Source organism: Leptospira gomenensis (assembly GCF_004770155.1).
Classification (GTDB): domain Bacteria; phylum Spirochaetota; class Leptospiria; order Leptospirales; family Leptospiraceae; genus Leptospira; species Leptospira gomenensis.
The window spans coordinates 143,246-167,969 of the sequence record NZ_RQFA01000061.1 but is presented as its reverse complement, the minus strand read 5'-3'; the positions used below and the strand labels follow the sequence as shown (position 1 = coordinate 167,969).

At 46.3% G+C, this 24,724-nt stretch carries 18 protein-coding genes and 1 pseudogene; 15 read left to right on the top strand and 4 right to left on the bottom strand.

Going from position 1 to position 24,724, the window contains the following annotated elements; translation table 11 throughout:
- Window positions 1-37: 37 nt before the first annotated feature.
- A complete protein-coding gene (locus EHQ17_RS13555) occupies window positions 38-901 on the bottom strand; it encodes an endonuclease/exonuclease/phosphatase family protein (RefSeq protein WP_135592199.1) in 864 nt (287 codons plus the stop codon).
- 297 nt (window positions 902-1,198) lie between these two features.
- On the opposite strand from EHQ17_RS13555, the gene EHQ17_RS13545 reads away from it, so the two are divergent.
- From EHQ17_RS13545 to EHQ17_RS13485, 13 genes and pseudogenes are all read left to right on the top strand, one after another.
- On the top strand, window positions 1,199-1,705 hold the full coding sequence (locus EHQ17_RS13545; protein ID WP_100747902.1) for a cytochrome c3 family protein: 507 nt from the start codon (window positions 1,199-1,201) through the stop codon (window positions 1,703-1,705).
- 18 nt (window positions 1,706-1,723) lie between these two features.
- Window positions 1,724-4,789, top strand: coding sequence for a TAT-variant-translocated molybdopterin oxidoreductase (locus tag EHQ17_RS13540; protein WP_135592197.1), 3,066 nt, complete (start codon window positions 1,724-1,726; stop codon window positions 4,787-4,789).
- 25 nt (window positions 4,790-4,814) lie between these two features.
- Complete coding sequence (nrfD, locus tag EHQ17_RS13535; protein WP_135592283.1) at window positions 4,815-6,182, top strand: NrfD/PsrC family molybdoenzyme membrane anchor subunit; 1,368 nt, start codon at window positions 4,815-4,817, stop codon at window positions 6,180-6,182.
- Entirely contained in the window at window positions 6,182-6,733 is a 552-nt protein-coding gene (locus EHQ17_RS13530; RefSeq protein WP_135592195.1) for a DUF3341 domain-containing protein, read from the top strand. The genes nrfD and EHQ17_RS13530 overlap by 1 nt, the downstream gene beginning before the upstream one ends.
- 14 nt (window positions 6,734-6,747) lie before the next feature.
- Entirely contained in the window at window positions 6,748-7,410 is a 663-nt protein-coding gene (locus tag EHQ17_RS13525; RefSeq protein WP_246057548.1) for a c-type cytochrome, read from the top strand.
- 5 nt (window positions 7,411-7,415) lie between these two features.
- Window positions 7,416-8,639: a hypothetical protein gene (locus tag EHQ17_RS13520; RefSeq protein WP_135592193.1), complete on the top strand. Its 1,224-nt coding sequence runs from the start codon at window positions 7,416-7,418 to the stop codon at window positions 8,637-8,639.
- A gap of 11 nt (window positions 8,640-8,650) precedes the next feature.
- Window positions 8,651-9,130, top strand: a complete 480-nt coding sequence (gene lsa16, locus EHQ17_RS13515) for an E-cadherin-binding lipoprotein adhesin Lsa16 (RefSeq protein WP_135592191.1) — start codon at window positions 8,651-8,653, stop codon at window positions 9,128-9,130.
- A gap of 113 nt (window positions 9,131-9,243) precedes the next feature.
- Window positions 9,244-10,047, top strand: a complete 804-nt coding sequence (locus EHQ17_RS20430; protein ID WP_425460712.1) for an Lp29 family lipoprotein — start codon at window positions 9,244-9,246, stop codon at window positions 10,045-10,047.
- A 134-nt stretch (window positions 10,048-10,181) separates the two neighbouring features.
- Complete coding sequence (locus EHQ17_RS13505; protein ID WP_135736197.1) at window positions 10,182-11,015, top strand: hypothetical protein; 834 nt, start codon at window positions 10,182-10,184, stop codon at window positions 11,013-11,015.
- 699 nt (window positions 11,016-11,714) lie between these two features.
- Window positions 11,715-14,524: pseudogene (locus EHQ17_RS13500) on the top strand (TonB-dependent receptor plug domain-containing protein).
- Window positions 14,525-14,721: 197 nt separating this feature from the next.
- The gene (locus EHQ17_RS13495; RefSeq protein WP_135592185.1) at window positions 14,722-15,534 is read left to right on the top strand and encodes an Lp29 family lipoprotein; all 813 of its coding nucleotides are present in this window, start codon (window positions 14,722-14,724) and stop codon (window positions 15,532-15,534) included.
- A gap of 4 nt (window positions 15,535-15,538) precedes the next feature.
- A complete protein-coding gene (locus EHQ17_RS13490) occupies window positions 15,539-16,633 on the top strand; it encodes a helix-turn-helix domain-containing protein (RefSeq protein WP_135592183.1) in 1,095 nt (364 codons plus the stop codon).
- 156 nt (window positions 16,634-16,789) lie between these two features.
- Entirely contained in the window at window positions 16,790-17,224 is a 435-nt protein-coding gene (locus EHQ17_RS13485) for a DUF4345 domain-containing protein (protein ID WP_135592181.1), read from the top strand.
- Between the two features lie 151 nt (window positions 17,225-17,375).
- Here the strand turns inward: EHQ17_RS13485 and EHQ17_RS13480 are convergent, their stop codons facing one another.
- Both EHQ17_RS13480 and EHQ17_RS13475 read right to left on the bottom strand, forming a co-directional pair.
- A complete protein-coding gene (locus tag EHQ17_RS13480) occupies window positions 17,376-17,975 on the bottom strand; it encodes a hypothetical protein (RefSeq protein ID WP_135592179.1) in 600 nt (199 codons plus the stop codon).
- 480 nt (window positions 17,976-18,455) lie between these two features.
- Window positions 18,456-19,007: a hypothetical protein gene (locus tag EHQ17_RS13475; protein WP_135592177.1), complete on the bottom strand. Its 552-nt coding sequence runs from the start codon at window positions 19,005-19,007 to the stop codon at window positions 18,456-18,458.
- A 653-nt stretch (window positions 19,008-19,660) separates the two neighbouring features.
- On the opposite strand from EHQ17_RS13475, the gene EHQ17_RS13470 reads away from it, so the two are divergent.
- Both EHQ17_RS13470 and EHQ17_RS13465 read left to right on the top strand, forming a co-directional pair.
- Window positions 19,661-20,866, top strand: a complete 1,206-nt coding sequence (locus EHQ17_RS13470; protein ID WP_246057549.1) for a phospholipase C/P1 nuclease family protein — start codon at window positions 19,661-19,663, stop codon at window positions 20,864-20,866.
- Between the two features lie 393 nt (window positions 20,867-21,259).
- Complete coding sequence (locus tag EHQ17_RS13465) at window positions 21,260-22,834, top strand: flavin-containing monooxygenase (RefSeq protein ID WP_135592175.1); 1,575 nt, start codon at window positions 21,260-21,262, stop codon at window positions 22,832-22,834.
- Between the two features lie 143 nt (window positions 22,835-22,977).
- Here EHQ17_RS13465 and EHQ17_RS13460 read toward each other — a convergent pair whose 3' ends face one another.
- Window positions 22,978-24,663 (bottom strand): Ig-like domain-containing domain, encoded by a 1,686-nt coding sequence (locus EHQ17_RS13460; protein ID WP_135592173.1) that lies wholly within the window; start codon window positions 24,661-24,663, stop codon window positions 22,978-22,980.
- Window positions 24,664-24,724 lie beyond the last annotated feature (61 nt).

The following is a 24,724-nucleotide window of genomic DNA, read 5'->3' as shown; positions in this document are numbered from 1 at the left end:
CGATGGCTTTCTCATCGGAAAATTTCGGTGATGTGCGTTATTCGCCTTGGATTTGATAGTTCAAAACGATGGGGCAATGGTCGGAAAGGGTTTTTTCCGAAAGAGGATCGCCGTCGAAGTCGCCGTCGTCTTCGGGGAACGGCACCGATTCGAGCGCATTTTTCGCAACGGGCAGGTCGGTAAGAATGAAATCGATCCGCCGTTTGTGTCCCCAGCAGTTTGGTTTCGTGAAACGTCCCGGATTTTTTAACGCGACACCTTCCGAAAGTAATTTCCAAGATGCGGAATCCTTTGCCAGAGCAATATTAAAATCTCCTAATAGAAAAAAATTCCGTTTTTCGCGCAGAATCCGGTTGAGAGCCCGGAGTTGTTCCTTTCGAATACGTATGGATCGTTCGTCGGATCCGGCTTTTAGGTGTATATTCAAGACGGAAATCCGTCGATTTCCTACGACAAACTCTATTTCGAGGCCCTTTCTCGCGCCCGGGAACACGGCGATTTCGGAACGTTCCGAGATGAAAACGGGCCGAAACTTTTTCTTCCAACAGACTCCGATCTCTTGATCGTAGCCGCGTGTGCGTGTGACCGCACAATCGTACGAGTTGGGAAGGATTTTTCGCACGGCGTTTTCGTTTTCTACTTCCTGTAGGGCGATCCAATCCGGATCGATCCTTTGCAGATGCGTTCGTATCCGTTCGAAATCGATTTCTTTTCTAGGAATTCTTCCGCGAGGAAACGCAGTTTCGTCTCCGATTTCATCATACAAAAACATCGCGTTAAAGCTGACGAGTTTGAGAGAGAGTTCTTGTGCCTGGAGCGGTGTTCGCGGTAGGAGCGACGCAAAAAAGAGCCAAACGGGGGGAAGAATTTTTCCGAACAAGACGCTCTTCTTTTGTTTCATCGATTCAAAGTCTCCTTAGACGGGTTCGGTTGCGAAAATCTCCGTTCCGAATTCTTCCTTTTCCCGAAAAAACGGTTCTTTTTCGGTGCGATCTTTTTTTGGTTTCGGATTTTTTTTTCCGAATTCGGGAAACTTCCGTTCGAGTTCCTACAAATTTTTTAATTGATACTTGATCTCAAATAGAATTCAAAATAAACACAAACGGAAGCCCTCAATTCTTCGTTTACTTGCAATTTTTCACATAACCAAAAATCCTGTTTCCAATACCAATATTGGATTCATAGGGACTTCATACGAATGAATAACAGAGCACTGAAACTTTCGGTACCGCTCATTGCCATCGCGGCCGTAGCGTATCTGATTTTCTCTCCCTCCAAGTATGTTGGGTATGCGCCCGATCAGCCTATACCCTTTAATCACAAGATACATGCCGGAGACAATAAGATAGACTGTAAGTACTGTCATACCGGGGTAGAAACCTCAGCACACGCCACAGTCCCCTCCACCTCCACTTGCATGAACTGCCACTCTCTCGTAGCAACCTCCAAACCTTTGATCAAAAAACTCGCCGCTTCGTACAACGAAAATAAGCCGCTCGAATGGATCAAGGTTCACGATATGCCGGATCACGTTCAATTCAATCACTCTCGTCACATTTCGAGAGGAGTGGATTGTTCTCAGTGCCACGGCAACGTAGCGGAGATGGTAAAAGTAAAACAAGTCGCATCCTTAAACATGGGATACTGCGTGGATTGTCATAGAGAGAACAACGCACCGACCGACTGTTCGACCTGCCACAGATAACCGGGAGTAATACTGAATATGGATCAAAAAAATTTCCAAAAAGAAAAGAAAGCTCACTGGATTTCCTACGATCTTCGCGACAAAGACGAAGAAGTCAAAGAAATGCAGAAAGCGGAATTCTTCACTTCTCCGGATCCTCTCATCGCGAGAATCAAATCGGGAGAATTCGATCGTAAGTCCTTTCTAAAACTGATGGGTGCGGGAGTCGCGATGACTTCTCTCAACTGTATCCGCAAACCCGTAGAAAAAATCGTTCCGTATGTGGACTTAAATAAAACCGACGAAAACGCCCAATACGATTTCGTGAAACACGGACATTCCTACTACTACGCCTCCGTTTATGCGGGAACCGGGATTCTCGTAAAAGCGAGAGACGGTCGTCCTTTGAAACTCGAAGGAAATCCGGAGCATCCAGTTTCCCAAGGAGCGCTCGGCGCGGCAGGTCAGGCTTCCATTTTCGATCTTTACGATCCGGATCGTTCCCAAAACCCGGCGCTGATCGAAGGCGGAATTCCGGTTAACTCCGATTGGTCCGCGGTCGATGCAAAAGTCAAAGCGGCGTTAGCGGCTAACAAAGGAAAGACGGTCGTAGTTACGAAACCTTTGGATTCTCCTTCCACCAAATCCGTCATAGGCGATTTTTTAAGAACGGTCGGCGGAGGAAAACACTACGAGATTTCCCTGACTTCGGCCGAAGAAATCGTTTCCAAGGGACAAGCCGCTTCTTACGGAAAGGCGTTGGTTCCTAATTATCACTTCGATCTCGCAAACGTAATTCTTTCCATCGATTGCGACTTTATGGGCAATTGGCTTTCCGGCGAAGAACACCAAAAGGATTTTTCTAAAAGAAGAAATCTTCGCAATGGAGCGCAAGACGTAAACCTTTACATCGCCGCGGAATCCGTTCCGACCATGTCCGGTTCCAACGCGGAATTGCGTCTTCCGATTCGCCCCGGCGATCAAACCAAACTCGCACTTGCGATCGCGGCCGCTCTCGGTGAACTCGGAGCCAACACCAAAGACGCGTTAAATGGAGCCACAGTTGCAAGTCTTTCCTCCGAACTCGGAGTGAGCGAAGAAAACATCCGTAAAACCGCTAAGGCGCTTTGGTCCAACAAAGGCAAATCCCTCGTGGTTGCCGGAAGTTTGGCTGCGACGACCAAGGATGCGGTGGATCTTCAGATTCTCGTAAACCTTCTCAACAGCGTTTTGGAAAACGACGGTAAAACCGTGGATCATTCCAACCCGAAAAAAGAAGGCGCTGCGGATTATTCGGGAAATCTTAAATCTTTAGCCGCGGAACTGAAAACTACGAAAGTAGGGGTTCTGTTTGTAAACGACGTAAACCTGGTTTACCAAGCGGGCGAGGAGTGGAAGAATCTTCTGCACCAAGCCGCCCTCGTGGTTTCTTTGAGTGATCGTCCGGACGAGACCGCGCTTGCGTCTAACGTTCTTGCGACGACGACGCACTTCCTCGAGTCCTGGGGAGACGCGGAAGTTACAAAAGGAATTTTCTCGATCCAACAACCTGCGATCCGTCCTTTGTTCAACTCCCGTTCGTTCGAAGATAGTTTGATCGCGTTTGCGGGCGGCTCTCTCGGAGGAGAAACGAGTTTTTACGAATACGTAAAAAACTCCTGGGTCAAAAAACTCGGCTCCAAACAAAAGTGGGAGGAACTACTCCGCGTAGGAACTACCGTCCGAGCTTCCGAGCGTAAAAAGACGACGGGCCCTTCCCGGAACTTCAACCGTTCCGCGTTGAAAAAAATCGGCGCTTCCACTCCGGGACTCAAACTCGCGTTGTATGAAACCACCGCGATCGGAGACGGTAGAGCGGCGAATAACGCACAACTACAAGAACTTCCGGATCCGGTCACAAAACTGACTTGGGACAATTGTATTCTCCTTTCCCCTGCTTTGGCTAAAGAAAAGGGAATTTCTTCCAACGACGTTTTGATTTTGAAAACAGGAAATCAATCCATCGAACTTCCCGCGCAGATCCAACCCGGAATGCACAAGGATTCGATCGGAATCGCAGTGGGTTACGGAAGAACTTCCGCGGGTGCGGTAGGAACCGGAGTCGGTAAAAACGCGTATGTTCTTTCCGAAGGCGGAGTTTATTCCGGTATCGCGGTGACCTCGCTCGAAAAGACGGGAAAAAAATACAAACTGGCGACCACACAACACCACCATATGTTGTCCCCCGGTTTCAATTACCCGGATCGTCCGCTGGTTCAATCCGCTTCCATCGAAGAATATCGTAAAAATCCCGCAGCAGGCAAGGCTCCTTCCGAAATTCCTAAAATTCTCAAGGACGGAAAACTTGTGGATGCGGTCGGCGCCAACCCTACGTATCCGTATCCCGGTTACAAATGGGGAATGAGCATCGACCTTTCCGCTTGCACCGGTTGCGGATCCTGTGTGATCGCTTGCCAAGTGGAAAATAACGTTCCGGTCGTAGGACGGGACGAGGTTCGTGTGGGACGGGAGATGCACTGGCTCCGAATCGACCGTTATTACATCGGAAATCCCGACGAACCGGAAACGCTTCAAGTGGCGCACCAACCGATGCTTTGTCAACATTGCGACAACGCTCCTTGTGAGACGGTTTGTCCGGTTTTGGCTACCGTTCACAGTTCCGAAGGGATCAACGACATGGTTTACAACCGTTGTGTGGGAACCCGTTATTGTTCGAACAACTGTCCTTACAAAGTCAGACGTTTTAACTGGATGCAACACTGGTACAACGGAGCGGAAGGTTCAAAAGCGCCTCGTTATCTCGGACTCAATCCCGAGGTTGCGGTTCGCGGTCGCGGTGTGATGGAAAAATGTAACTTCTGTTCTCACAAAATCGCGGAAGCGAAGATCGCCGCGAAAAACGAAGGTCGCGTTCTGAAGGACGGAGAAGTCAAAACCGCTTGCCAACAAAGTTGTGCCGCGGATGCGATCAGCTTCGGAAATACGAACGATAAAACTTCCGAAGTAGCGAAACTTTCCTCCGGTCCGAGATCGTATCGTGTCCTCGAATATCTGAATGTCGGTCCTCAGGTTGCGTACCTGACCCGGGTCAGAAGCTCAATTTAATGGAGTAACGTAAAAAGCTATGTCAATGTCCAACGCAGTCAAAGAAGCCCTGGATATCCAGCCTCTCGTAACCGGCGGTAAGTCGGTTCGGGACGTTACAGAGGATATCTTAAGACCGGTTGAAGCGTTCCCCACTTCTTTGTGGTGGAAGGCTTTTCTTCTGGTTCTTACCATTACAGTCATCGACTTAGGTATCATCGGATATCTTATGTGGGAAGGTCTCTACATCCTCGGGATCAACAATCCCGTGGCTTGGGGATTTTTCATCGTAAACTTCGTATTCTGGATCGGGATCGGCCACGCCGGAACCCTGATCTCGGCCGTTCTTTATCTGTTCCGCCAAGAATGGAGAACCGGGATCAACCGCGCCGCAGAAGCGATGACCATCTTCGCCGTATTAACCGCCGCTTCCAACCTGATCATCCACATCGGAAGACCTTGGGTGGGATTTTGGTTGTTCCCTTATCCGAACGAACGAGGACCTCTTTGGGTCAACTTCCGTTCTCCTCTGATTTGGGATACGTTCGCGGTTTCGACTTACTTAACGATTTCTCTCGTGTTCTGGTATATCGGTTTGATTCCGGATATCGCGGCGGTAAGAGACCGTTCCCAAGGAGAAATGAAACGTAAGATCTACGACGCTCTCGCTCTGGGTTGGGTCGGTTCCAACAAAGCGTGGTCCCACCTCGAAATGGTGGCGATGATTCTCGCGGCTCTTTCCACTCCACTCGTTCTTTCGGTTCACACGATCGTATCCTTCGACTTCGCGGTTTCCATTCTTCCAGGATGGCACACGACGATCTTCCCTCCATACTTCGTGGCAGGGGCGATTTTCTCCGGGTTCGCAATGGTCGTAACTCTGATGGTGATCGCGAGAGAAGTGTTCAATCTGAAAGATTATATCACCATGAAACACTTGGAAAACATGAACAAGGTCATCATGGTGACCGGTTTGATCGTAGGTCTCGCTTACTCCACCGAGTTCTTCATGGCTTGGTATTCCGGTAACGAATACGAAGGGTTTACTTTCGTAAACAGAGCCTTCGGTCCTTACGGTTGGGCTTACTTCATCATGTTCAGCTGTAACGTTTTTTCTCCACAGGTTTTCTGGTGGAAAAAACTCAGAACCAGCATTCCGGTTATGTTCGTGATTTCCATCATCGTAAACATAGGGATGTGGTTCGAAAGATACGTGATCGTTATGACGACTCACGCGGACTTCCTTCCTTCCAGCTGGGATATGTATATCCCGACCGTTTACGACTTCATGATGCTCATCGGAACCTTCGGAATCTTCTTCACGTTGTTCCTGTTGTTCTGCAGAATCATGCCTGTCATCGCGGTTGCGGAAGTTAAAACCGTTATGCCTCACAAAGACGGAGGACATCACTGATGTATAGACCTCATAAAGAACAATTTCATACGTTCGAAGAAACGAACTCCGGAGTATTCGGACTTTTCGATTCCCCCGCAGAAATCATTGCCGCGGCGGCAAAGACCAAAGAAAAGAATTATACGAACTTCGACTGTTTCACTCCGTATCCGGTTCACGGATTGGATGACGCGATGGGAGTTCCCCGTTCCGGTCTTCCTTGGGTCACTTTTTTCATGGGACTTTTCGGATGCACCGTCGGTTTCGGAATGCAGTATCTCACTCACAAGTTCGATTGGCCGATCAACATCTCCGGTAAAAATCTGAACGCCTGGTTTGCATACATTCCGATCACGTTCGAATTCACCGTGTTTATGGCCGGTGTGGGAACCGCAGCGGCGATGTTCTTCTTAACGAGACTTCCGAAGTTGAATCGTAAGGTTCTTCATCCGGATATCACCACTGACAAATTCGCGCTTTGGATCCCTTCCTCTTCCAAGGGGTATAAGGAAGACGAGGTCGTGAATTTCATCAAGGGACTCGGCGGAAAAAACGTCGAGGTAGTGAAATAGGAGCAGGGACAAAAATGAAATATTATAAGAACCTGTCCCTCGCGGGACAGAACCTTGCAGCTTTGGGTTTTTCGGTTATAGAAAACGTAGGCTTAAAAACTCGCTGTAAATCTCAAATTTTCCTTTTGGCCGCCGTTCTTTTCTGGAACTGCGAGTCCAAAACTCCTCCTTTGGAGTATTTTCCGGATATGGCGGATTCTCCTGCGAGAGAGGCACAAGAAGCGGATCCGATCGCACGCGACGGTGCGGCGTCCAGAATTCCTCCGAAAGGAGCGGTTCCGGTCGGATATTATCCTTACGAATATCTCGGATTGGATGTAACCCAATTGCCCAACAAAGGACTAAACAACACATATAAAAGCGACTTAGCCAACCTCCAAAAAGGAGAGGCAAAGTATCAGACATATTGTTCTCCTTGCCACGGTGTAAGAGGGGCGGGAAACGGAACCATCGTAGGACCCGCTCCGAGAATCGGATTTCCGGTTCCGGCGGTGATTTCTCCTAAGATCCAAGGATATTCCGACGGACAGATTTATCACGTGATCACGGCGGGATGGGGAAGGATGAAAAGTTACGCTTCTCAAATTTCTCCCGAAGATCGCTGGAAGATCGTTCTCTACGTGAGAAAGCTCCAGGAATACGAGAACAGAACAAAAAAAGACGTGGCTAGGAATTAAGAATCATGGAAGTCAAAGTCGAACAAAATCTGATTAATTTTAAACTCGATTCCAAAACCCGCAGTGCCCTTTTCGGGATGATCGGGATCGGGATCTTAAGTTTACTCATCGGGTATTTTACCCTTTCTCATACGCCACCGAGACACGAGGGAGGACATTCCAATCCTGCTTGGTCCGCGTTTTTGATCGGAACCTTTTTTATTACGGGAATTTCCCTCGCGGGAGTTTTCTTTACCGCGGTGAGTCATATCACCGGATCTCATTGGTCCGTTACGGTAAGAAGAATCGCCGAAGGATACGGATTGTTTCTTCCGGTGGTCGGAGTTTTACTTTTGATCACCACTGTGGGAATTCACGACTTGTATGAGTGGAGTCACGCGGAAGTGGTCGCAAACGATCACCTTCTTCAGCACAAAAAACCTTTGTTGAACACTCCGTTTTTCGTGGCGCGGATGATTCTTTTCGGAGCGGCTTGGTCCGTATTCGGATGGTTATTCCACAAACGTTCCACCAAACAAGATCAGGATAAGGAAGTGGCTCATACGCAGTTTAACGCGCGTTTGGCGGGGGGCTTTCTCGTATTTTTCGCGCTTTCGTTCTCGCTTGCATCCTTCGATTTGATCATGTCTTTGACCCCGCACTGGTTTTCGACCATGTTCGGAGTGTATTGTTTCGCCGGAGCGTATCAAACTGGTTTGTCCAGTTTGGTGATCATGATCTACTTTCTCAAAAAGAAAGGATATCTAGGAAATCTTGTGAACGAAAACCATATCCATGATATCGGAAAGTTTATGCTCGGATTTTGCACGTTCTGGGCTTACGTGGGATTTTCCCAGTTTATGTTGATCTGGTATGCGAACATTCCGGAAGAAACTTTTTTCTACGAGCAGAGATTGACCGGCGGTTGGGAAGTCCTCACGTTTGCACTTCCGTTTATCAAGTTCATTCTTCCGTTTCTATTGTTGCTCAATCGTCCGAACAAACGGGACATCAACGTTCTCGTAAAGATCGCGCTGTGGATCGTGTTTACACAAGTGATCGAAATTTACTGGCTGGTATTCCCCGCTAATTTCGAACATTTCCACTTGTCGGGATTGATTTTAACTTTCGGAGCCGTGATCGGGTTTATCGGTCTGTTCGGTTTCGTAGTGTTAAAAAGATATGAATCCGCTCCTCTGATTCCGGTCGGAGATCCGAGATTGGATCAAGCCCTACATCATCACCAATGAGAGGAAGAAGAATGAAAAGAAATATCACACTCGTCGTTCTGTTGACCGCGGCTTCGCTATTTTTAGGAGCTTGTTCCAAACTGGCGCAGGTCACCGATCATAAAAACTGCGATCCCTCTTTGGTGAATCCTTCCCTGAACCCGACCGTTCCGATTTTTTCGGAAGCGGATGCGACTTCTGCGGTAAAAGAAAGGATCGCTCCGGGTTCGGTAGTAAGAGTTTACGATTACAGAAATCATGAAGCGAATCCGAAACTTTTCGTGCGCGTAAAAACCGAAAAAACCGAAGGCTGGATCAATCCTCGTTGTTTGGTGGTTGGTCAGGATCCGTCGAAATCGGTTTTCTCTTGGGGATATCAAAAAGATTACGTACACTTTTACAATCCGGAAGATCACGAACACTATCCGAACGGATATGAGTTTCCGGATTACGCGTCTCTTCCGAAAGACAAGGTTCCGCTTACGGAATTGGCTCCGGAATTGAAACAGTAAACGCAACCGTTACAACCATTAGAAAGTTCCATGTTTCTCCGTAAGGGGGGCATGGATTTTTTTTACCGTCGAACCCTTTCCATATTTGATGTCTATGTAGACAACAATCGGATATGTTTATGAATGAAAGATTTTTTAGAATAAAGAAAATTACTAACCTGCTATTATTCTTGAGTACATTCGCAATATTTGAATGTTCTACGTATTACTTCCGTGGCAACGAACATCAAACTTTAGGTAGGATTCAAAGCCCGCGAAGGATTGCATATTTGGGGTTTTACACCTATAAAAGAAACGGCCGTGATACGATTATCGATTACACTTCACGTACGATCCCAAATTTTCGATTGGGTAAATATACGCGAGATTTTGATGAAGAACAATTTCGGAACGACGTGGACGAAAAAAAATGTGAAAACTTCGTAATCGATTATTTAAGAATCGTAGGTCCTTCCGGTTTTCCGGAAATTTTGACCCTCTTTAAATTGGAGAAAAAAGAAGAGAAAGTATTCACCTATAAACTGAAAGACGTTCCGGTCGATTATATAGTCGTAGGTATTCATCTTCCTCGTTCCACCGAATATCGAAACTTCGCATATAAGGCGCTGTCTTACTTAACGCACACTATTTCTTTTTTTACATTGGGTTTTTTTCCGGCGGTCGGCGTTTATGAAGCTAACACGATAATCAAAATTTATGATAGAAATCTAAATTTTATAAAGGAGAAGAAATTCGATCATTCGTTTTCGACGATTTCGAGTATTTGGATATCCAACAATCCCGCTGATTGCAACGCGAGCGGCGATTGTCTTTTTTGGGATTCTCCGCAAGGATTGGTGTACGAAATGAACGGACCGGAAATCGAAAGCTACTTACAAGCGAATTTAACGGATTCAAATCCGGGGCAAACGCAGTGAAATCATTCCTACCATTCGTTCGAAAAACGACGTTTTTAATAATTATACAGATTCTTGTTATACCGTTGATGGCTTGTATGTCGGCAAACGTTTATGATCTGTCTAAGAAGGACTCGAATTACGCTCGTGTTCGTATGATGAAAAATTCGGTCATTGATAGAGTCGATTCTCACGACTTCTCCGTTAAAAAACAATATCTCAAACTTACTCCCGGGGAACATGAATTAGAAGTCTCGGGCGACTTTACTCCTTGGAAATATTTTTTGAACGGTCTTGTAAAGAATTCTGCGCGAGTAAGATTCGATATGCTTTCGGGAGAATCCTATATAATCTGTTACGGCGTCGAAAAGGAAGCCGAAAGAAACAAGTATCGTTTTAAGAGTAAGTCGCCGTTTTTTGTTCGGGTCCCTTCGGAGGACGTGAATAAAGCCTTCTCGATTCTTCCAAGCGGAGAGCTTGATTTTAAAGAGTTTGACGATGAAGAATTTTGCGCGGAGCAGTACAGAAAAATAAAAAATTCCTCTGATTCCGTTCCGCCTGAGTGGAACGCTTTCGGACTTCAACCTCCGCCAATTCGCAGGGCGCGTCTATTACTCCATGCTTATATGTATGTAAGTGAAATCGATTTTATCCCGACTTCATACTTCAATGAGTTGAATGATTTTTTCGTCGAATCCGGAACTCGAAGGATCAAGTTCGGTCATTTGACAAATTCGGGTTACGTTTTTTGGCCCGTTCGCAGGGATGTGTTCTTTAAAGCCGGAGAAACCTACCTAATATGCCCCGAAAAATTGAAGAACAAATGGAGGCCGCTTGCGTTTCCGCTGCAAGAATCCCAGGTTCAAGAACTAATGGATTTATATTCGCAAAAAACGAAAGCAAACGAAAATCCAGAAATAAATCGCGCAACCATCGATACCGAATTCTGCGCACTTCTCATCGAAAAAAGTATGGAAAAAGCTCGGTGAATTGAGTGCCCATCATCGTTTGCGAGTTTCGATATACTTCGAACGTATGAATGCCGTATTCATGGAACGACTTCCGGCGGTCTTCCTATACAAGTCATTCAAACTCGATCCTTCGTATACCGCTCGATTCCTTTGAAAAATATCCGCTTCTGAAACGATTCTAAAAACGAATCGGTCAAAAAACATCGAGCGCGATCCAGCATTCCGTTCGTATCGATGAAAATTGCGTCCGGGGGTGGGGCTCCGTTGGAAATTTATCGGCTCGGTTTGACGGAGGAGCGGCGGTAATATTCTTTTTAAAAATATTCAAAATATATAATGTTACAATGGATTTTTATGGAATGCCTAGCATATGTAGGTATGTTTCGGAAGTCGGATCTATCTTAAAATTCGATTCCGATGGGGCGGAGGTCGTTTGTCCGTTTTCGTTTTTGCCTAGCGGATGTTTCGTTTTTTCGGAAAGAAGAGTCCGGATTTTCTGTTCGTATATTCCTGGTTTTATTTTTTTAATTTCGTATACTATATTATTTTAATATAAAAAATTTGGAATGTGTCTGTCCGAAAAATTCGGTCCCTCTTTTTGAGGATTCCTTCGTTTGGATCGAAAATTAGAATTCTAAACGATGCCGAATTATATTTTGAACCAAACGAAAGATCCGGATGCGGATCGGAAACGGAACCTTTCTGGTCCTAGGGGCCATGTTCATCCTAAATCCTATAGAACTTTGCGTCCGAAATTCTCCGCCACGAAAACTGTTTCTTCTTTTTTCGGTTCTCGTTTCTTTCGTTTGGGCGCAAACGGTTCATGCGAAGACTGCGCTTCGTATCAAGGTCAACACGGACGCCCATTCCGATCCACCCACAGAGGTATGGATCCGAGGAAACGGTCTTTCCCGAATCTTACCGTTTGTAGGGAAGCCGGAAGTGTTTGTGGATCTTTCCGATTCGGGAAAAGGAGAATACGATATTCTGATTACCTTAAGAAGCGGTGCGATGGAACAACGTTCGATTCGAATCGATTCCGAAATACAAGAAATGCAATTTGTCGTTCGTCCTAAATACGTAGCGGGAATCAACGTTGTCGGAAAAAAGCAGGAGGTTCTTCCGAATTACGTTTTGAGCAAGGAGGATGCGGTGCGTATGCCGGGAGGGTTCGGTGACGCGTTGAAGGCGGTGCAAACATTGCCCGGTGTTACACCTTTGTATCAGACGTACACCGGTTCCAGCTTTCAATCTTCGATTCAAACTTACTCACAAAAAGCGAACCAAAGATTACGTATCGATAAGCCCAACGGAGAAAGCGGGTTTTTGGTGATGCGCGGCGCGGGAAGTCGCGCGAATCAGTTTTACTTCAACGGAATGCCGATGAGTTATCCTTTTCACGCGGACGGTTTGACTTCGGTTATCAACAATAACGCGATCCGTTCGTTGGAGTTGTATTCGGGTTCGTATTCTGCGAGATACGGTTTTGCCACGGGGGAATCATCAACGTGGAAGGATACGAGAAACGCGAAAATATTACCGCTCTTCATCTCAGCGCTTTTCTTACGGACGCGTATACGTTCCATAATATTACGAAAAACTTAAACGTTTCCGTGTCGGGAAGAAAATATTATCCTAACGTCGTCTTAGGAAGTTCTCCGGGTTTGATCCCTGCGGAGACCTTTCTTGCGGATTATCAGGATTTTCAAGCCAGAATAGGTTGGGATATCAGCAAAGATCATTCCGTTTCGTTCCAGACTTTCGGAGCGAGGGATAAACGATATCCGTTTAAGGAATTGAGCGAATACAATCCGAAAGAAAGCGCACAAGCCTTTTTTAAGTCACCCGCGGATATGGATTCGGCAAGACTCAATCGTATCTTTCGAACGGACGCGTTCCAATACGTATGGAAACCGAACGAAAAATTCAAAACGACTTGGAACGTATCGAGAAATTATTTTCAAGAGACCACGGAAAACGGACTGGATGCGATCAATTTGGATATTTCCAAAATCGGATATCCGCCTTCCTTATATCGAAGGGTCCACACGGTTCAGAACGATTATTCGAGCGATCTGCGCCAGATAGAGAACGTCACCGAATTCGAGCCCACTCGAAAAAATTGGAAGATTCTTTTAGGAGGGCAATATAGGGAGACGGAGGCGGGCTTTAAGGGTAAGGTTACGAAATACGATCCGGATCCGAGTTTTTCCTTTCTACAATTACAGACTTTGGCTTCGCCCGAATCGATGGCAGTCTTGGAAGGAGACCTTGTCCGTACGAGGCAAATAGGATATTTTTTCGAAAACCGTTTCCGCTTTCAAAACACGAGCGTTAACCTGGGTCTGAGAAGGGATTATTACGATAAGTCCGGGGAATGGAAAACCTCTCCTCGTATTTCGGTCAGTCAGGAAATTCCTTATACCCGTTCCAGAATTTTTGCAGGATACGGAAAACATTTGCAGGCGCCGAGCGACGTTAGTCGTTATTCATCCAAAACCGGAAATCCCGGTTTAAAAATGGAGGAATCGGATCATTCCGAAATCGGATTGGACCAGAAGATCGGAGCCGATTGGAATATAAAAATAGAAGGATATCGTAATACGTTTTCCAACCTCTCCGTAGCCGATCCGTTTATCAGGGACCCGTATTCTAGAAATCGGGATATAGTCCGAGAAGCCATGGATCCTAACGCGAACGTTTCCCTTCTGCGGTCGCAAAACATGAATTATTCGAACTCGATGACCGGTTTCTCACAAGGAATAGAACTTTTCATCAAAAAGGAAGCGCCCGCGGAATCGGGCTTTTACGGTTGGTTGTCTTATACCAAATCGGTCACGAAAAGAAATCGGAATCTTCCGGAGATGACCGACGCGGAATACGCCGCTTGGTCGGCGAAAAACGCCTCTAAAGATCTGGTTTATCAGGAAAACTCGAAACACTATTATGCCAACGTATACAGCGACGGAACTTCGGAGTTCCTTTGGAAAAATTCGAAGGACGAACTCTACGATTTCGACCGCACTCACGTTTTTAATATGGTGATAGGATGGAAATTCGGTGAAATCGCCAGAATAGGATTTCGTTTTCTTTATTTAACGAATTTTGCATATACTCCCGTCGCGGGTTCCAAAACGACGAATTTAAACGATAAATTGCGTGAGATGTTTCCGGAGCTACCGCCTGCGCCTTCCGGTTCCGGAAATACTCCGAGTTCGTTTTACGTCTATGATCCGGTTTATTCCGATATGCGTCGTTCTGCTAGGCTTCCGGATTATAGACAGATCGACATTCGTTTCGACCGTTTTATACCTACACAATGGGGTAGAATCACCGCTTACCTGGAACTGGTCAATGTCACCGGAAATCGGATGGCGGTCGGCGAATCGGCGATGATGCCGTTTATTCCTTATATTCCCGGAGTGAATCCCGAATTGCAGTATATGTATTTGAACGGACAAACTTCCCTGAAGACGGATAAAAATCGGATTCCTTATCTCAATTTCGGAATCGAATTCAGGTTCTGATCGGAAATTCGAACGCGATTCGAACGGAAATTCGAAACACAAAGAGGTCTTTGTCGTCCCTGTTTATGAGCGGACGCGCGATCACAAAGGCCTATCCGAATCTTCGACGCGATTTGGACGAGTCCCGTTTCCTCCGAGGTCCGGAATCCAAGTTGAAAAAAACAAGGTATTCCCCGTAAAATGTCCTCGGTAAACCTATGAAATATAATTCCACGGTATTGTTTGTTTCGATTCTTGCTTCGATCTTAAACGCATGCAATTATCACTATTATCTGCAAAAACCTTCTTCGGGTTTTGCGTCCATCCCCGATCTCTTAAAACTTCGTATCGTCTATATGGGCTTTCGCTCTTACCAAGCGGAAACGACCGTTTCGAACGGAGAAGGAAGAGTTTATACCGCGAATCTGGTTTATCCGGAGCGTACGATTCCGAAATTTCAAAACGGATTTTACGCGTCGGATCTGAAGGCCTTCGGTTTTAGAAAAGACGTATCTTCGGAAAAGGTGAAGAAGTTCGCACAGGATTTTCTCAACGACGTAAAGGAAAGCGGCGTTTTGGAATTAACGTACGTGACCGCGGTGGAGAAAAAAGGGTCGGAAAGGATTTTCAAACTGAAGGATCTGGGCGCCGACTACTACGTCGTCGGCGTTCATTCTCCGGCCTTTCAGAAGAATTCCGGAGCGATAAGCGGATTCGTTCAGCTTTTTTCGAGTGTTTTTTCTGTTTTAACTTTCGGTTTGATTCCTAGTTACGCTTCTTTGGAAGCGGAAACGACGATTCGTATCTACGATAAGAATTTGAATCTACTCACGACACAAACATACGACAATGCCTATTCCGTGTTAGGCGCTCTTTGGGCTTCCTCCTATCCGGAGGAATGCGGAAGAATGGGTTGCGATTTTAAAAAGCAGATCGTATCTCCGCCGGCATTCGTGTATAAGGATTTCGGACCCGAATTCGAATCGGGAATCGTTCAATTTATCCTATCCTCGGGTTCGACCCGTAAGTAAAACGATGAACCTCGCCGAGTGGCTTGCGGATACGTTCGCCGGATTCGGCGGTTTTTTGGCCGTTCTGCTGGCGATAACGGAATCCGTTTCGGCTCGAACGACTCGCTTTCGGATTTTTTTCGGCATTACGCTGGTCCTGATCGGAATTTTACAACTTTTGAATATTCTGGGTCTACAAAAAACAGGACTCGAAAGCTCCACGTACGCGCGCCTAACATTGCCGGTGTTATTTCTAATCGGTCCTATTTCCTACTTCGCTTTGTGTTCTCTCGTGGAGGAAGATTTTCGTTTCGGAAAAAGGATTCTGTTGCTGATTCCTTTTTTGTCTTCTTTGGTATTGATTTTTTCGCCTTCGGCGGAATTGTTCTCGGGGGATTTTCCGTGGAAAGGCGGCCTGCAGAGCGGATATGTTTTTTCGAATATTCAATTAATTGCATTTTTAGCGGGAATCCTATATTCGTTCGGATTCGGAGTTTTGATATTCGGAATTTTGGCCGGAGTCCAGGATACGAAACTTCGGATCCTAATTTGGATCAGTGCTTTGGATTTTATAATCGCTTCCGGATTCGCGGGAGCCTCTCCAATCTACGGAGAGACGGCTCTTCGAATTTCCGGTGTAACGGTATCGCTCGCTCTATCCCTCGTCTATTACGTGCTGAAAAAATACGGAGATTTGGAGGAAACGATTTATACCGAATTGGTTCGAACCCGGTACGCACGTTCCAGGTTGGCGGGTTTACCCGTGGATTCGATTCTCGCGGAGCTGGAGCGAATGATGAAGGTGGACAAACTCTTTCAAGAGGAGAACGTCACGCTCGGTCTCGTCGCCGAAAAACTTTCCCTGAGTAGCCATCAACTTTCGGAGTTGATCAATCAAAAGCTGAATTCAAGTTTCTTTTCTTGGTTAAATCGACATCGTGTGGAAGAAGCAAAGTTTCTTCTGGAACGTACGGAAAAAAACGTCTTGGAAGTCGCGATGGAAGTAGGTTTCAACAATCGTTCTTCGTTTAACGAAGCGTTTTTAAAATTCGCCGGCACCACTCCGGTTGAATTTCGCAGAAGAGCCCGCGCATCCTCTCCTTCGTTTTCCCGTAACTGACTTTTGATCGTATGTACGAATCGGACTCGTATTGATCTTTTTTCCGATTTGGCTTTGTCGCTTTCAAAAAATATGTAAGCCGTTATAACTCCGGGCGACAGAATCGATTCGAACCGGCATACTATCTTCAGTCGTTTGACTACAAGGAAGGTAAAAATGAACACGAATCGTATCGCCAAGGATCTGTCTGCGGAACAGGAGGGAATCCGACCTTTCCTTTCAAAAGTTTACATTCTGTTGAACGTCGTCGTATATTTGGGCTTCGGAATCGCGTTTATGATTTTTCCGCTCCGACTCGCTTCGTTGATCGGCATTACAGTCGAAGGTTCAGCGGCGCTCGCCGATTTCCGCGCGATGTACGGAGGATTATGTCTGGGGATCGAGATCGTTTTGTTTTTCGGTTTTCTCAGGGAGGAATGGAGAAGGTTCGCGATTTTTCTATCGGTTACGACTGCGGGAGGGCTTTTGTTCGGAAGGTTGTGCACTCTGTTTCTCGACGGTCCCGGAAACGTTTACATCTACGTAAGTATGGGCACGGAAATCGGAGCGGTTGCGATCGGTGTTTGGCTTTTGCAAAGGACTACTCGTTAATTCGAATTCTCTTTTTCGGAAAATCGCGAAGTGTGAGTCCCCGGGTTCGTTCGTATTAAAACGAAACCCCGTTTCGGAAAAAGTCGAAACGGGGTTGTAATCCGGCTTGGCCGGATTACATTTTTTGTCTTTTACGGATCAACAAACACTCTTATTTAGTACACCGTACTCTAAAGGAAAAAGTCGTATCGGGAAGCGTGCTCTGCGGGGTTTGTCTCGTCGCAGGACAATCGATGGCTTGCAAATCGAAAACGGTCGCCGAGTTTTCCTTCACGGTGCCGACACAATTTCCAGGCGTGAAGTTAGTCCCGATTCCGTACGATCCTTGCGCCATGTCCACGTTGACCGCCACTCCATTGTCGCCTAACGTTTGTGTGTCGATCGAAAAGTCGATGTTATGAATCATCAACATCGGTACGATCGGAAATCCGTTAGGATCGTTCGGATCGGGAGTTCCGACCGTTATGAATCCACCGATCAGACCGTTATTGGGATCTGGATTGTTGATATTCCCGGATTCGCATTCGAATTGTTTCGTGAATACTAAGTTATCTTCCCCCAAACGAACCGTAGCGGTTCCGTCAACCGGTTGAGGAAGGTCCGCCAAGGTGTTGCTTCCCGTCAATGCGAACACAAGGGCAAGCGGTAGTAGATCCTCCTTTTTGTTTTCAGAACAATTGATAACGTTAAACACGATGGCAAGAAAACCCGCCGCTAAAACGTATCTTATTCTTTTATCCGATGTTTTCATGGTAACTCCTATATCGTAGGGAATCGTTTGTCGCGGGTTTTTATTCCGCGGAACTACTTCCTTTTGTTTTTACCAACCCTTGTTCGGAGTATAGTTCCCATAATCGATCGAATTTTCATTTCCTCTGATTGCCATTTTGTTCCGCTTTAAGTGCATTTTGTTCCTATCTAATTTTTTTGTTAAATAGTTTAATAAATTATAAAATTATAATTTATTATATTTTTTAATAATTTTAAATAATCCCGTTTTTATTTCGATTTACTTTTGTTTTCACGGAACTCGTGCGGGTTTTCTTGCCGAATCTTTCGGCTGTCGTCGCACGTCGCGGTGTTTGATTTTTGATTCGCCCGAAATTGAGGAAGCGGCGTTTTTCGATTCGTTTAAAAAAAATCCCGCTTTGAAATCGATTTCAAAACGGGATCGGATTTTAGGTCCTATTGGTATCTCGATCGTGTCCGATTACCCTAGGAAGAACTCAAATCACTTCGTACAACGGAGGCGGAAGGAAAGAGTAGTATCGGTAATCGGAGCGGCTGCATTCGTTCTCGTCACGGGACAGTTTAACACTTGTAAGTCGAACACGGTCGCAGAATTTTCTTTTACGGACGCTTGGCAGGAACCCGGAACGTTATCAGTACCAGGAGCGTACTGTCCTGCCACTTCGTCGATCACTAAGGAGGCATTGTTCGCGCCTCCCATTGCCATCAGTACAGGATTCGGATTGGTATCCGCGAAAGAAAGATTATGAATGTCTAAATTCGGGTTCACGAAAGGGCCCGCGCTAATGGAGATGAAATCTTCCTGGCAGACGTTTTGATTGATCAATATCTGAGTGTTTTCTCCCAGATTGTAAATCATGGTTCCGTCCGCAGGCTGCGGAAGGTCCGCCGGACCGCTAGTTCCCGTTAGAGCGAACACTAAAGCAAGGGGAAGAATGTCGTCTTTTTTGTCTTCCGCACAATTCGTAAAATTGAATGCGATTGATACAAGGGCCAACGCAAGAACATATCTTATTTTTTTTCGTACTGTCATTATGGTATCTCCTAAATTAAAACGTATCATTTTTCTCGAATTATCTCCGTTCGAATCGTGATCGTTTGTTTAAGTCAACCCTTGTCGGAATCGACATTTTCAAGAGGGGTCCTTATTTCATTCCCCGATTTATGTATTTCATTCCGTTTTTGGTCCTTTGTAGATAGGATTTTCGTCGTGGTATGGATTTAAGCGGATTATATTAGAAAAATAGAATGTTTAGGCTTCGTAAGTTTCCGTTATCGGACGGTTTTAGTTTTGTTTTTCGTCGGGATTCGTTTGGAACTCGAAATCCGAAAACTGATTTTGAAGAATGGAAAAGCCGTTTTATAAGTCAGGTCTCAGCGCCTCGTTTTTTCCTAACGAAACTTCGAAAACGTTTTTTTTTGGAAGTGAAATGGGGGTTTAAAATTCCGTTCTTTCGTTGCGTTCGTTTTCTTATTAACGATTCTTGGAGGAAAAAAATGGAGATCATTCGAAACACTATGGGACCAACGCAATTTTTCCTTTTTCAGTTTAAGAAACTTCTTTTTTACAAGTCTGCGAAAGACGGTAAAACGCGCAGGAGCGTGTTTAAAGCGACGTTTTTACTTTCGGCGGGTTTGTTTCTTTTGCCAGACGCGGTTTTCTCTTGGGGAACCCATTATCTCGTCATGGATCGTTCTCTCGAACACCCGAGTATGAATTACGTTTCGGCCGAGGTTATGTCCGAATCTTTGGAATCTTTCGTAGTTCGGGAGAAACACGGTTTAAAAATCCTATTCGACGACTTCGCAAAGTGGGAGGAAGGACGTAATTCGAAACGGTTTCGTAAAATCGAATTTCGTCCGGAACAGGCTTCCGTTTTGGAATTTTTACGCGCGGCAAGACTCAATCCTAAGACGAACTTTTCCGAAGTAGAGCGTATTCTTCCGGGACAGGATTTGCGTTCCGGCAACGTTTCCGCAAAGGATGTTTCTCCGTATCTTTTAGACACTACCGAATTGCCTGCGAAGTTTCGCTCTTCTAAAGGAAAAAAAGTGAGGATCCGTTCCGTCTTACGCACGTTTGTCGATGAACCAGATTGGGGTATGGATCATAGCCTCTGGGGTTTCGAGGAATACGGTTACGGAAAACAGGCGTATGGAAAACCGGAAGGCGAAGGAAGTAAGGCTCCGTTTCATATGCAATTCCAGAATGAAAGTTGGATTCTACGTTTGTTTGCTCCGGAAGTCGTCGAAGGCGGAATGATCCTGGATCGAATCGAACTTTGTTCCCGTCTTTCCGATTTGGCGAAAAAAACGGGTCATCCGTACTGGAGTGCGCGTTTTGCTTCCTGGGCGGCTCACTACGTTCAGGACATCGGACAACCGTATCATTCGAAAGCCGTGCCCGATGCAGGGATATTCTATTACATCGATTACGTTTTTTCCTCAAAAGAAACTAAAAAGGAAAAGAAGGCCCGCGCTACGCAGTTGGTGGCAAACAGACATTTCTTATACGAGGATTTCGTTTCCTTCGGTTTGATACAATCCTATGTTCAACCCGGAGACGCTAACCGATCCCTGATCGGTTTTTTGACGAGCGAGTTCGATTCGTTTCCTGTGAACGTTTCCTTTCGTGATTTGGTTTCTTTCGTGGGAGAAAACGCGTCTTCGCATGCGTTCGAAATCAATCGATCCATCGTTTCTACGTTTCCCGCGGAATATACGATGAACCCGAACTACGATTTGGAAAAGGAGCTGGGTACTAAGATGAAGGAAATCTTTCCGAAACTAGATCCGGAAAAATCGAAGCATTTGCTTCAGGAAACGGGTAAGGATTTCGCTCTTACCGGCTCTGCGACGAGATCGATTCTTAATTCCCTTTTGAAAGACTAACGCGCATTAGTCGGCTTTCTGCGCCGTCTTTCGCGGATTTTCGCTCTTTCGATCAAAGATCGTGGTCCGCGTTAGGCAAGCAGCGTTTTAGAATTCTTCCGGACGGAGTTTCGTCTTCCGTATCGAAACGATTATTCGTCGAGGATCCTTCGGATCGTATCGAATCGCGACACAAAATTCGATTCGGTAGAATCCTGGAATTCTACGAATTCTTTTTCTTAGATTTCGTCCCGAATTAGATCGGTAAAAACGTCCTCCGATTTCAAAATCGATCAGTCAAAAATCATAAGTCTGGTCGCTCTCGGTTTCCGATCGGAGTATAATCGAATTCGAAAAGCGAAAGGTTTATCCTTGGGCTTTTTCGAAATTCGAATTTGCGGGAGAGAACGGGATATGGCTCTGAAATCGAAAGGGAGAAACCAATTCGGTGAATCGATCGACGATTCAACTTTGGACGCGGTGATCGTAGGAACCGGTTTCGCCGGACTTTGTATGGGTGTCCGTTTAAAAAAAGAAGGAATCCATTCTTTCGTAATACTCGAACAAGCGGGCGACGTGGGCGGAACTTGGAGGGACAATCATTATCCCGGCGCCGCTTGCGACGTTCAATCGCATCTCTACTCTTTTTCGTTCGAAAGGAATCCGAACTGGTCGAGGATGTACGGTCTTCAATCGGAAATTTTGGAATACCTCAATCATTGTACGGACAAGTACGCTCTTCGTCCGCACATTCGGTTTAACGCTTCCGCGGAATCCGCGGTTTTCGACGAACGCTCCGGTTTGTGGACCGTAAAGACGGGGAACGGACTTTCGTTTAAGACGAAAACCGTGATCAACGGTTCGGGCGGTTTGAGTCGGCCTTCGATTCCCGATATTCCCGGGTTAAAAAAATTCAAAGGGAAACTGTTTCACTCCGCTCGTTGGGATCATACGTACGATCTGAAAGATAAAACCGTCGCCGTCATCGGAACCGGAGCGAGCTCGATCCAGATCGTACCGGCGATTCAATCCGCGGTGAAGCGCCTGATTGTTTTCCAGAGAACCGCCCCTTGGGTGATCTCCAAACCGGACCGTGCGATTTCTCGATTCGAACGCGGTTTGTTCCGAATATTTCCGCCCGTGCAATGGCTGTTTCGCCTAACGATCTATTGGATGTTGGAATTCAGAGTTATCGCATTCACGATCCATCCCGGTCTTATGAAGGTATTGGAAATATTCGCGATGTCTTATCTAAATAGACAAGTTAAGGATCCGGCGCTTCGAAACAAGGTAACGCCGAATTTTACGATAGGATGCAAACGGGTTCTGATATCCAACGACTACTATGGAGCATTACAAAAATCGAATGTAATTGTAATCACAGAAGGAATTTCCGAAATTGGCGAGAAGGGAATCGTGACGAAAGACGGCGAACAACATTCCGCGGACGTTTTGATTTTGGCGACCGGGTTTCAGGCGGCCGACGCGACCGCTCCGTTTACCGTCAAAGGACTGGGAGGAATCGACCTGAACGAAACATGGAAAAACGGCCCGGAAGCGTATTTAGGTACGACCGTTTCGGGTTTTCCGAACTTCTTTTTGATCGTTGGTCCGAACACTGGATTAGGACACAGCTCCATGGTTTTGATGATCGAGTCTCAGGCGAATTACGCGATCGCCTGTATCCGTTCCCTCCGCAAAAAACGTCTGAAATACATCAATGTTCGCAAGGAGGTGCAGGATTTTTACAACAGGAGGATACAAGCCCGTCTGGAAAAGTCGATCTGGAATACGGGTGGATGCGTTAGTTGGTATCGAACCAAATCCGGAAAGAACACGACCTTGTGGCCCGGATTCACTTTCGAATTCCGTTTAAAAACCAGAGCGGTCGATCTTTCTCACTACGATACGGTTCTTTCGGACGAAACCGAGAAGTCGGTCGGTCTGGTTTCCAGGATCGCCCTTTTTCTTTTAGGAAGTTTCCGATAAAAAAAAAAGAACCGCCGTTTCGGACGATTCTCCAAAGTGTGGTTGAGATTCAAATTCGCGTAAAAGAACTAATTGTTGTTAGGCGAAAATATTCCGAAAAAACCCGATCCGTTGACGGACCGGGTTTTTTGTTTTACGGACGTTTACGGAGCCGTTGTAAACTCGGTGATATAATCCCCTCCGGAAAGTCCGTTGTCCGCGGCGTCGCGCACTGCCGCCATGATACGAATCTTATAGGTCGTATTACTCGTAAGCGCCGTCGAGTTGGCGCTCAGTCGAACCCGATCGTTGGACAAGTAGATCGTCATTCCGCTGATATTGACGCAGGTCGCAAAGTCGTCTTTCGAAACCTGGATGTTCGCGGTGCATTGATTTCCGGAAGAGAATCCCGTTAGAAGGTTCGGATTCATCTCTTCGTTGAATCGTATATCCACGTTTAACGTGGTGGAAACGTTCGTCGCACCGTCCGCGGGAGTGATCGTTTGGACCGAAGGAGCTGTGTTATCCACGTCGTTTCCGGTCGTAAATCCGTTGGTCTGCGTATAACCGCCGAACGAGTTACCGGACATATCCTTGAGCGCATTGGTGATCCGGATCTTGTAGACGGTCTGCGGAGCCAATACGTCCTGCAATAACAGAGTATGTCTGAGACCAGCAGAGCTCGGATTGTCGTAACGGAAATTTTCCCGAAAACGTATGCAGGAGGTGAAGTTGTCCGATGAAATCTGAACGCTTCCGCTACAGTTGTTGTTCGTGGAATTCAGAACGATCGATTTAGGATCTATCTTTTCCGTGAAGTCAAGAGTGATCACTCGGTTTCTCGCGATGTTTACTTTGTTTTCATCCGGAAAAATGAGATTCAACAACGGCGGAGTTGAATCGTTGTTCTGCGGAAAGAAATGCAGCGTATAATTCGCGTTTAACGGATTACCCGCGGCGTCTTTTGCACCGGTCGTGATTTTCACGGTATATTCTCTCGTTGGAAGAAGCGCGACCGCAGGTTTGATCGAGAATCCTCGGTTGCCGTTGAAGAAAACTGGTTGTGCGATCATCCGTTTACATACGCCGCTATTGGCTTCGGTAAAATGGATCGTCCCCGTACACGCTCCGTCTACCGTGTTCACGGTCAGAGAACTCGGATCCATCGGTTCGTTAAACTGGAATGCGACGGAGGTTCCCGTTCCGACGAGAGCATCGCCTTGCGTAGGTAAGGTGGTTTGTACGAAAGGTGAAGCGATATCCGCGCTATTCGACGTTCTGAAATTTCTGACCACCGTTTCGGTCAAAGCCTGACCGGACTCGTCCGTGATCAATTTATCGATACGCAACTTATACGGAGTGTCCGTAGCGAGTAGCGCCGCGGGTGTAAGTTGAAAAATGGAATGGTTTCCTCCGTTCGGACTAACCGGTGCCGAGTTCATTCTTACGCAGGTTGCGAAATCGTTCGATGAAACCTGAATCGTTCCAGAACAGTTGGTATCGGCCGAGTTCGTAGTTACGGAAGCGGCGCTCACGGTTTTCGAAAAATTCACCGTGATTTTGGCGTTGATGGGTACGTTGTTCGATGCGTGACTCGGCGTAGTCGAAGATACGTTCGGAGGAGTCGGTGTTCCTGGAAACGTGGGGGAGCCGGGGAAGGAAGGATTTCCGTCGTTTTCTCCGTCTTGGGGAAGTTGTCCGTTTCCATCACTCGCGAACGTCAACAGAGGAAGCGTGGACGTCACAGGATCGGATTGTTTTTTATCCTCGCAAGAAGCGACTAACAAAAATAAGGCGATCCAGGAAAGCCGCGCCACCCTCCAAAAATTTTTATTCATAGTCTGCAACATAACAAATACTCCGTGAGTCCGGGTTCTCCTTCGGTTTTTATTTCCGAGCGCGGACTCACAT

Bases quoted from the DNA above. Each gene is read 5' to 3' on its own strand.
- EHQ17_RS13555 (WP_135592199.1), bottom strand. From the start codon at position 901: ATGAAACAAAAGAAGAGCGTCTTGTTCGGAAAAATTCTTCCCCCCGTT.
- EHQ17_RS13480 (WP_135592179.1), bottom strand. From the start codon at position 17,975: ATGAAAACATCGGATAAAAGAATAAGATACGTTTTAGCGGCGGGTTTT.
- EHQ17_RS13465 (WP_135592175.1), top strand. From the start codon at position 21,260: ATGGCTCTGAAATCGAAAGGGAGAAACCAATTCGGTGAATCGATCGAC.
- EHQ17_RS13525 (WP_246057548.1), top strand. From the start codon at position 6,748: ATGAAATATTATAAGAACCTGTCCCTCGCGGGACAGAACCTTGCAGCT.
- EHQ17_RS13545 (WP_100747902.1), top strand. From the start codon at position 1,199: ATGAATAACAGAGCACTGAAACTTTCGGTACCGCTCATTGCCATCGCG.
- EHQ17_RS13460 (WP_135592173.1), bottom strand. From the start codon at position 24,663: ATGTTGCAGACTATGAATAAAAATTTTTGGAGGGTGGCGCGGCTTTCC.
- EHQ17_RS20430 (WP_425460712.1), top strand. From the start codon at position 9,244: ATGTTTATGAATGAAAGATTTTTTAGAATAAAGAAAATTACTAACCTG.
- nrfD (WP_135592283.1), top strand. From the start codon at position 4,815: ATGTCCAACGCAGTCAAAGAAGCCCTGGATATCCAGCCTCTCGTAACC.
- lsa16 (WP_135592191.1), top strand. From the start codon at position 8,651: ATGAAAAGAAATATCACACTCGTCGTTCTGTTGACCGCGGCTTCGCTA.
- EHQ17_RS13485 (WP_135592181.1), top strand. From the start codon at position 16,790: ATGAACACGAATCGTATCGCCAAGGATCTGTCTGCGGAACAGGAGGGA.
- EHQ17_RS13470 (WP_246057549.1), top strand. From the start codon at position 19,661: ATGGATCGTTCTCTCGAACACCCGAGTATGAATTACGTTTCGGCCGAG.
- EHQ17_RS13495 (WP_135592185.1), top strand. From the start codon at position 14,722: ATGAAATATAATTCCACGGTATTGTTTGTTTCGATTCTTGCTTCGATC.
- EHQ17_RS13540 (WP_135592197.1), top strand. From the start codon at position 1,724: ATGGATCAAAAAAATTTCCAAAAAGAAAAGAAAGCTCACTGGATTTCC.
- EHQ17_RS13505 (WP_135736197.1), top strand. From the start codon at position 10,182: ATGATGAAAAATTCGGTCATTGATAGAGTCGATTCTCACGACTTCTCC.
- EHQ17_RS13490 (WP_135592183.1), top strand. From the start codon at position 15,539: ATGAACCTCGCCGAGTGGCTTGCGGATACGTTCGCCGGATTCGGCGGT.
- EHQ17_RS13530 (WP_135592195.1), top strand. From the start codon at position 6,182: ATGTATAGACCTCATAAAGAACAATTTCATACGTTCGAAGAAACGAAC.
- EHQ17_RS13520 (WP_135592193.1), top strand. From the start codon at position 7,416: ATGGAAGTCAAAGTCGAACAAAATCTGATTAATTTTAAACTCGATTCC.
- EHQ17_RS13475 (WP_135592177.1), bottom strand. From the start codon at position 19,007: ATGACAGTACGAAAAAAAATAAGATATGTTCTTGCGTTGGCCCTTGTA.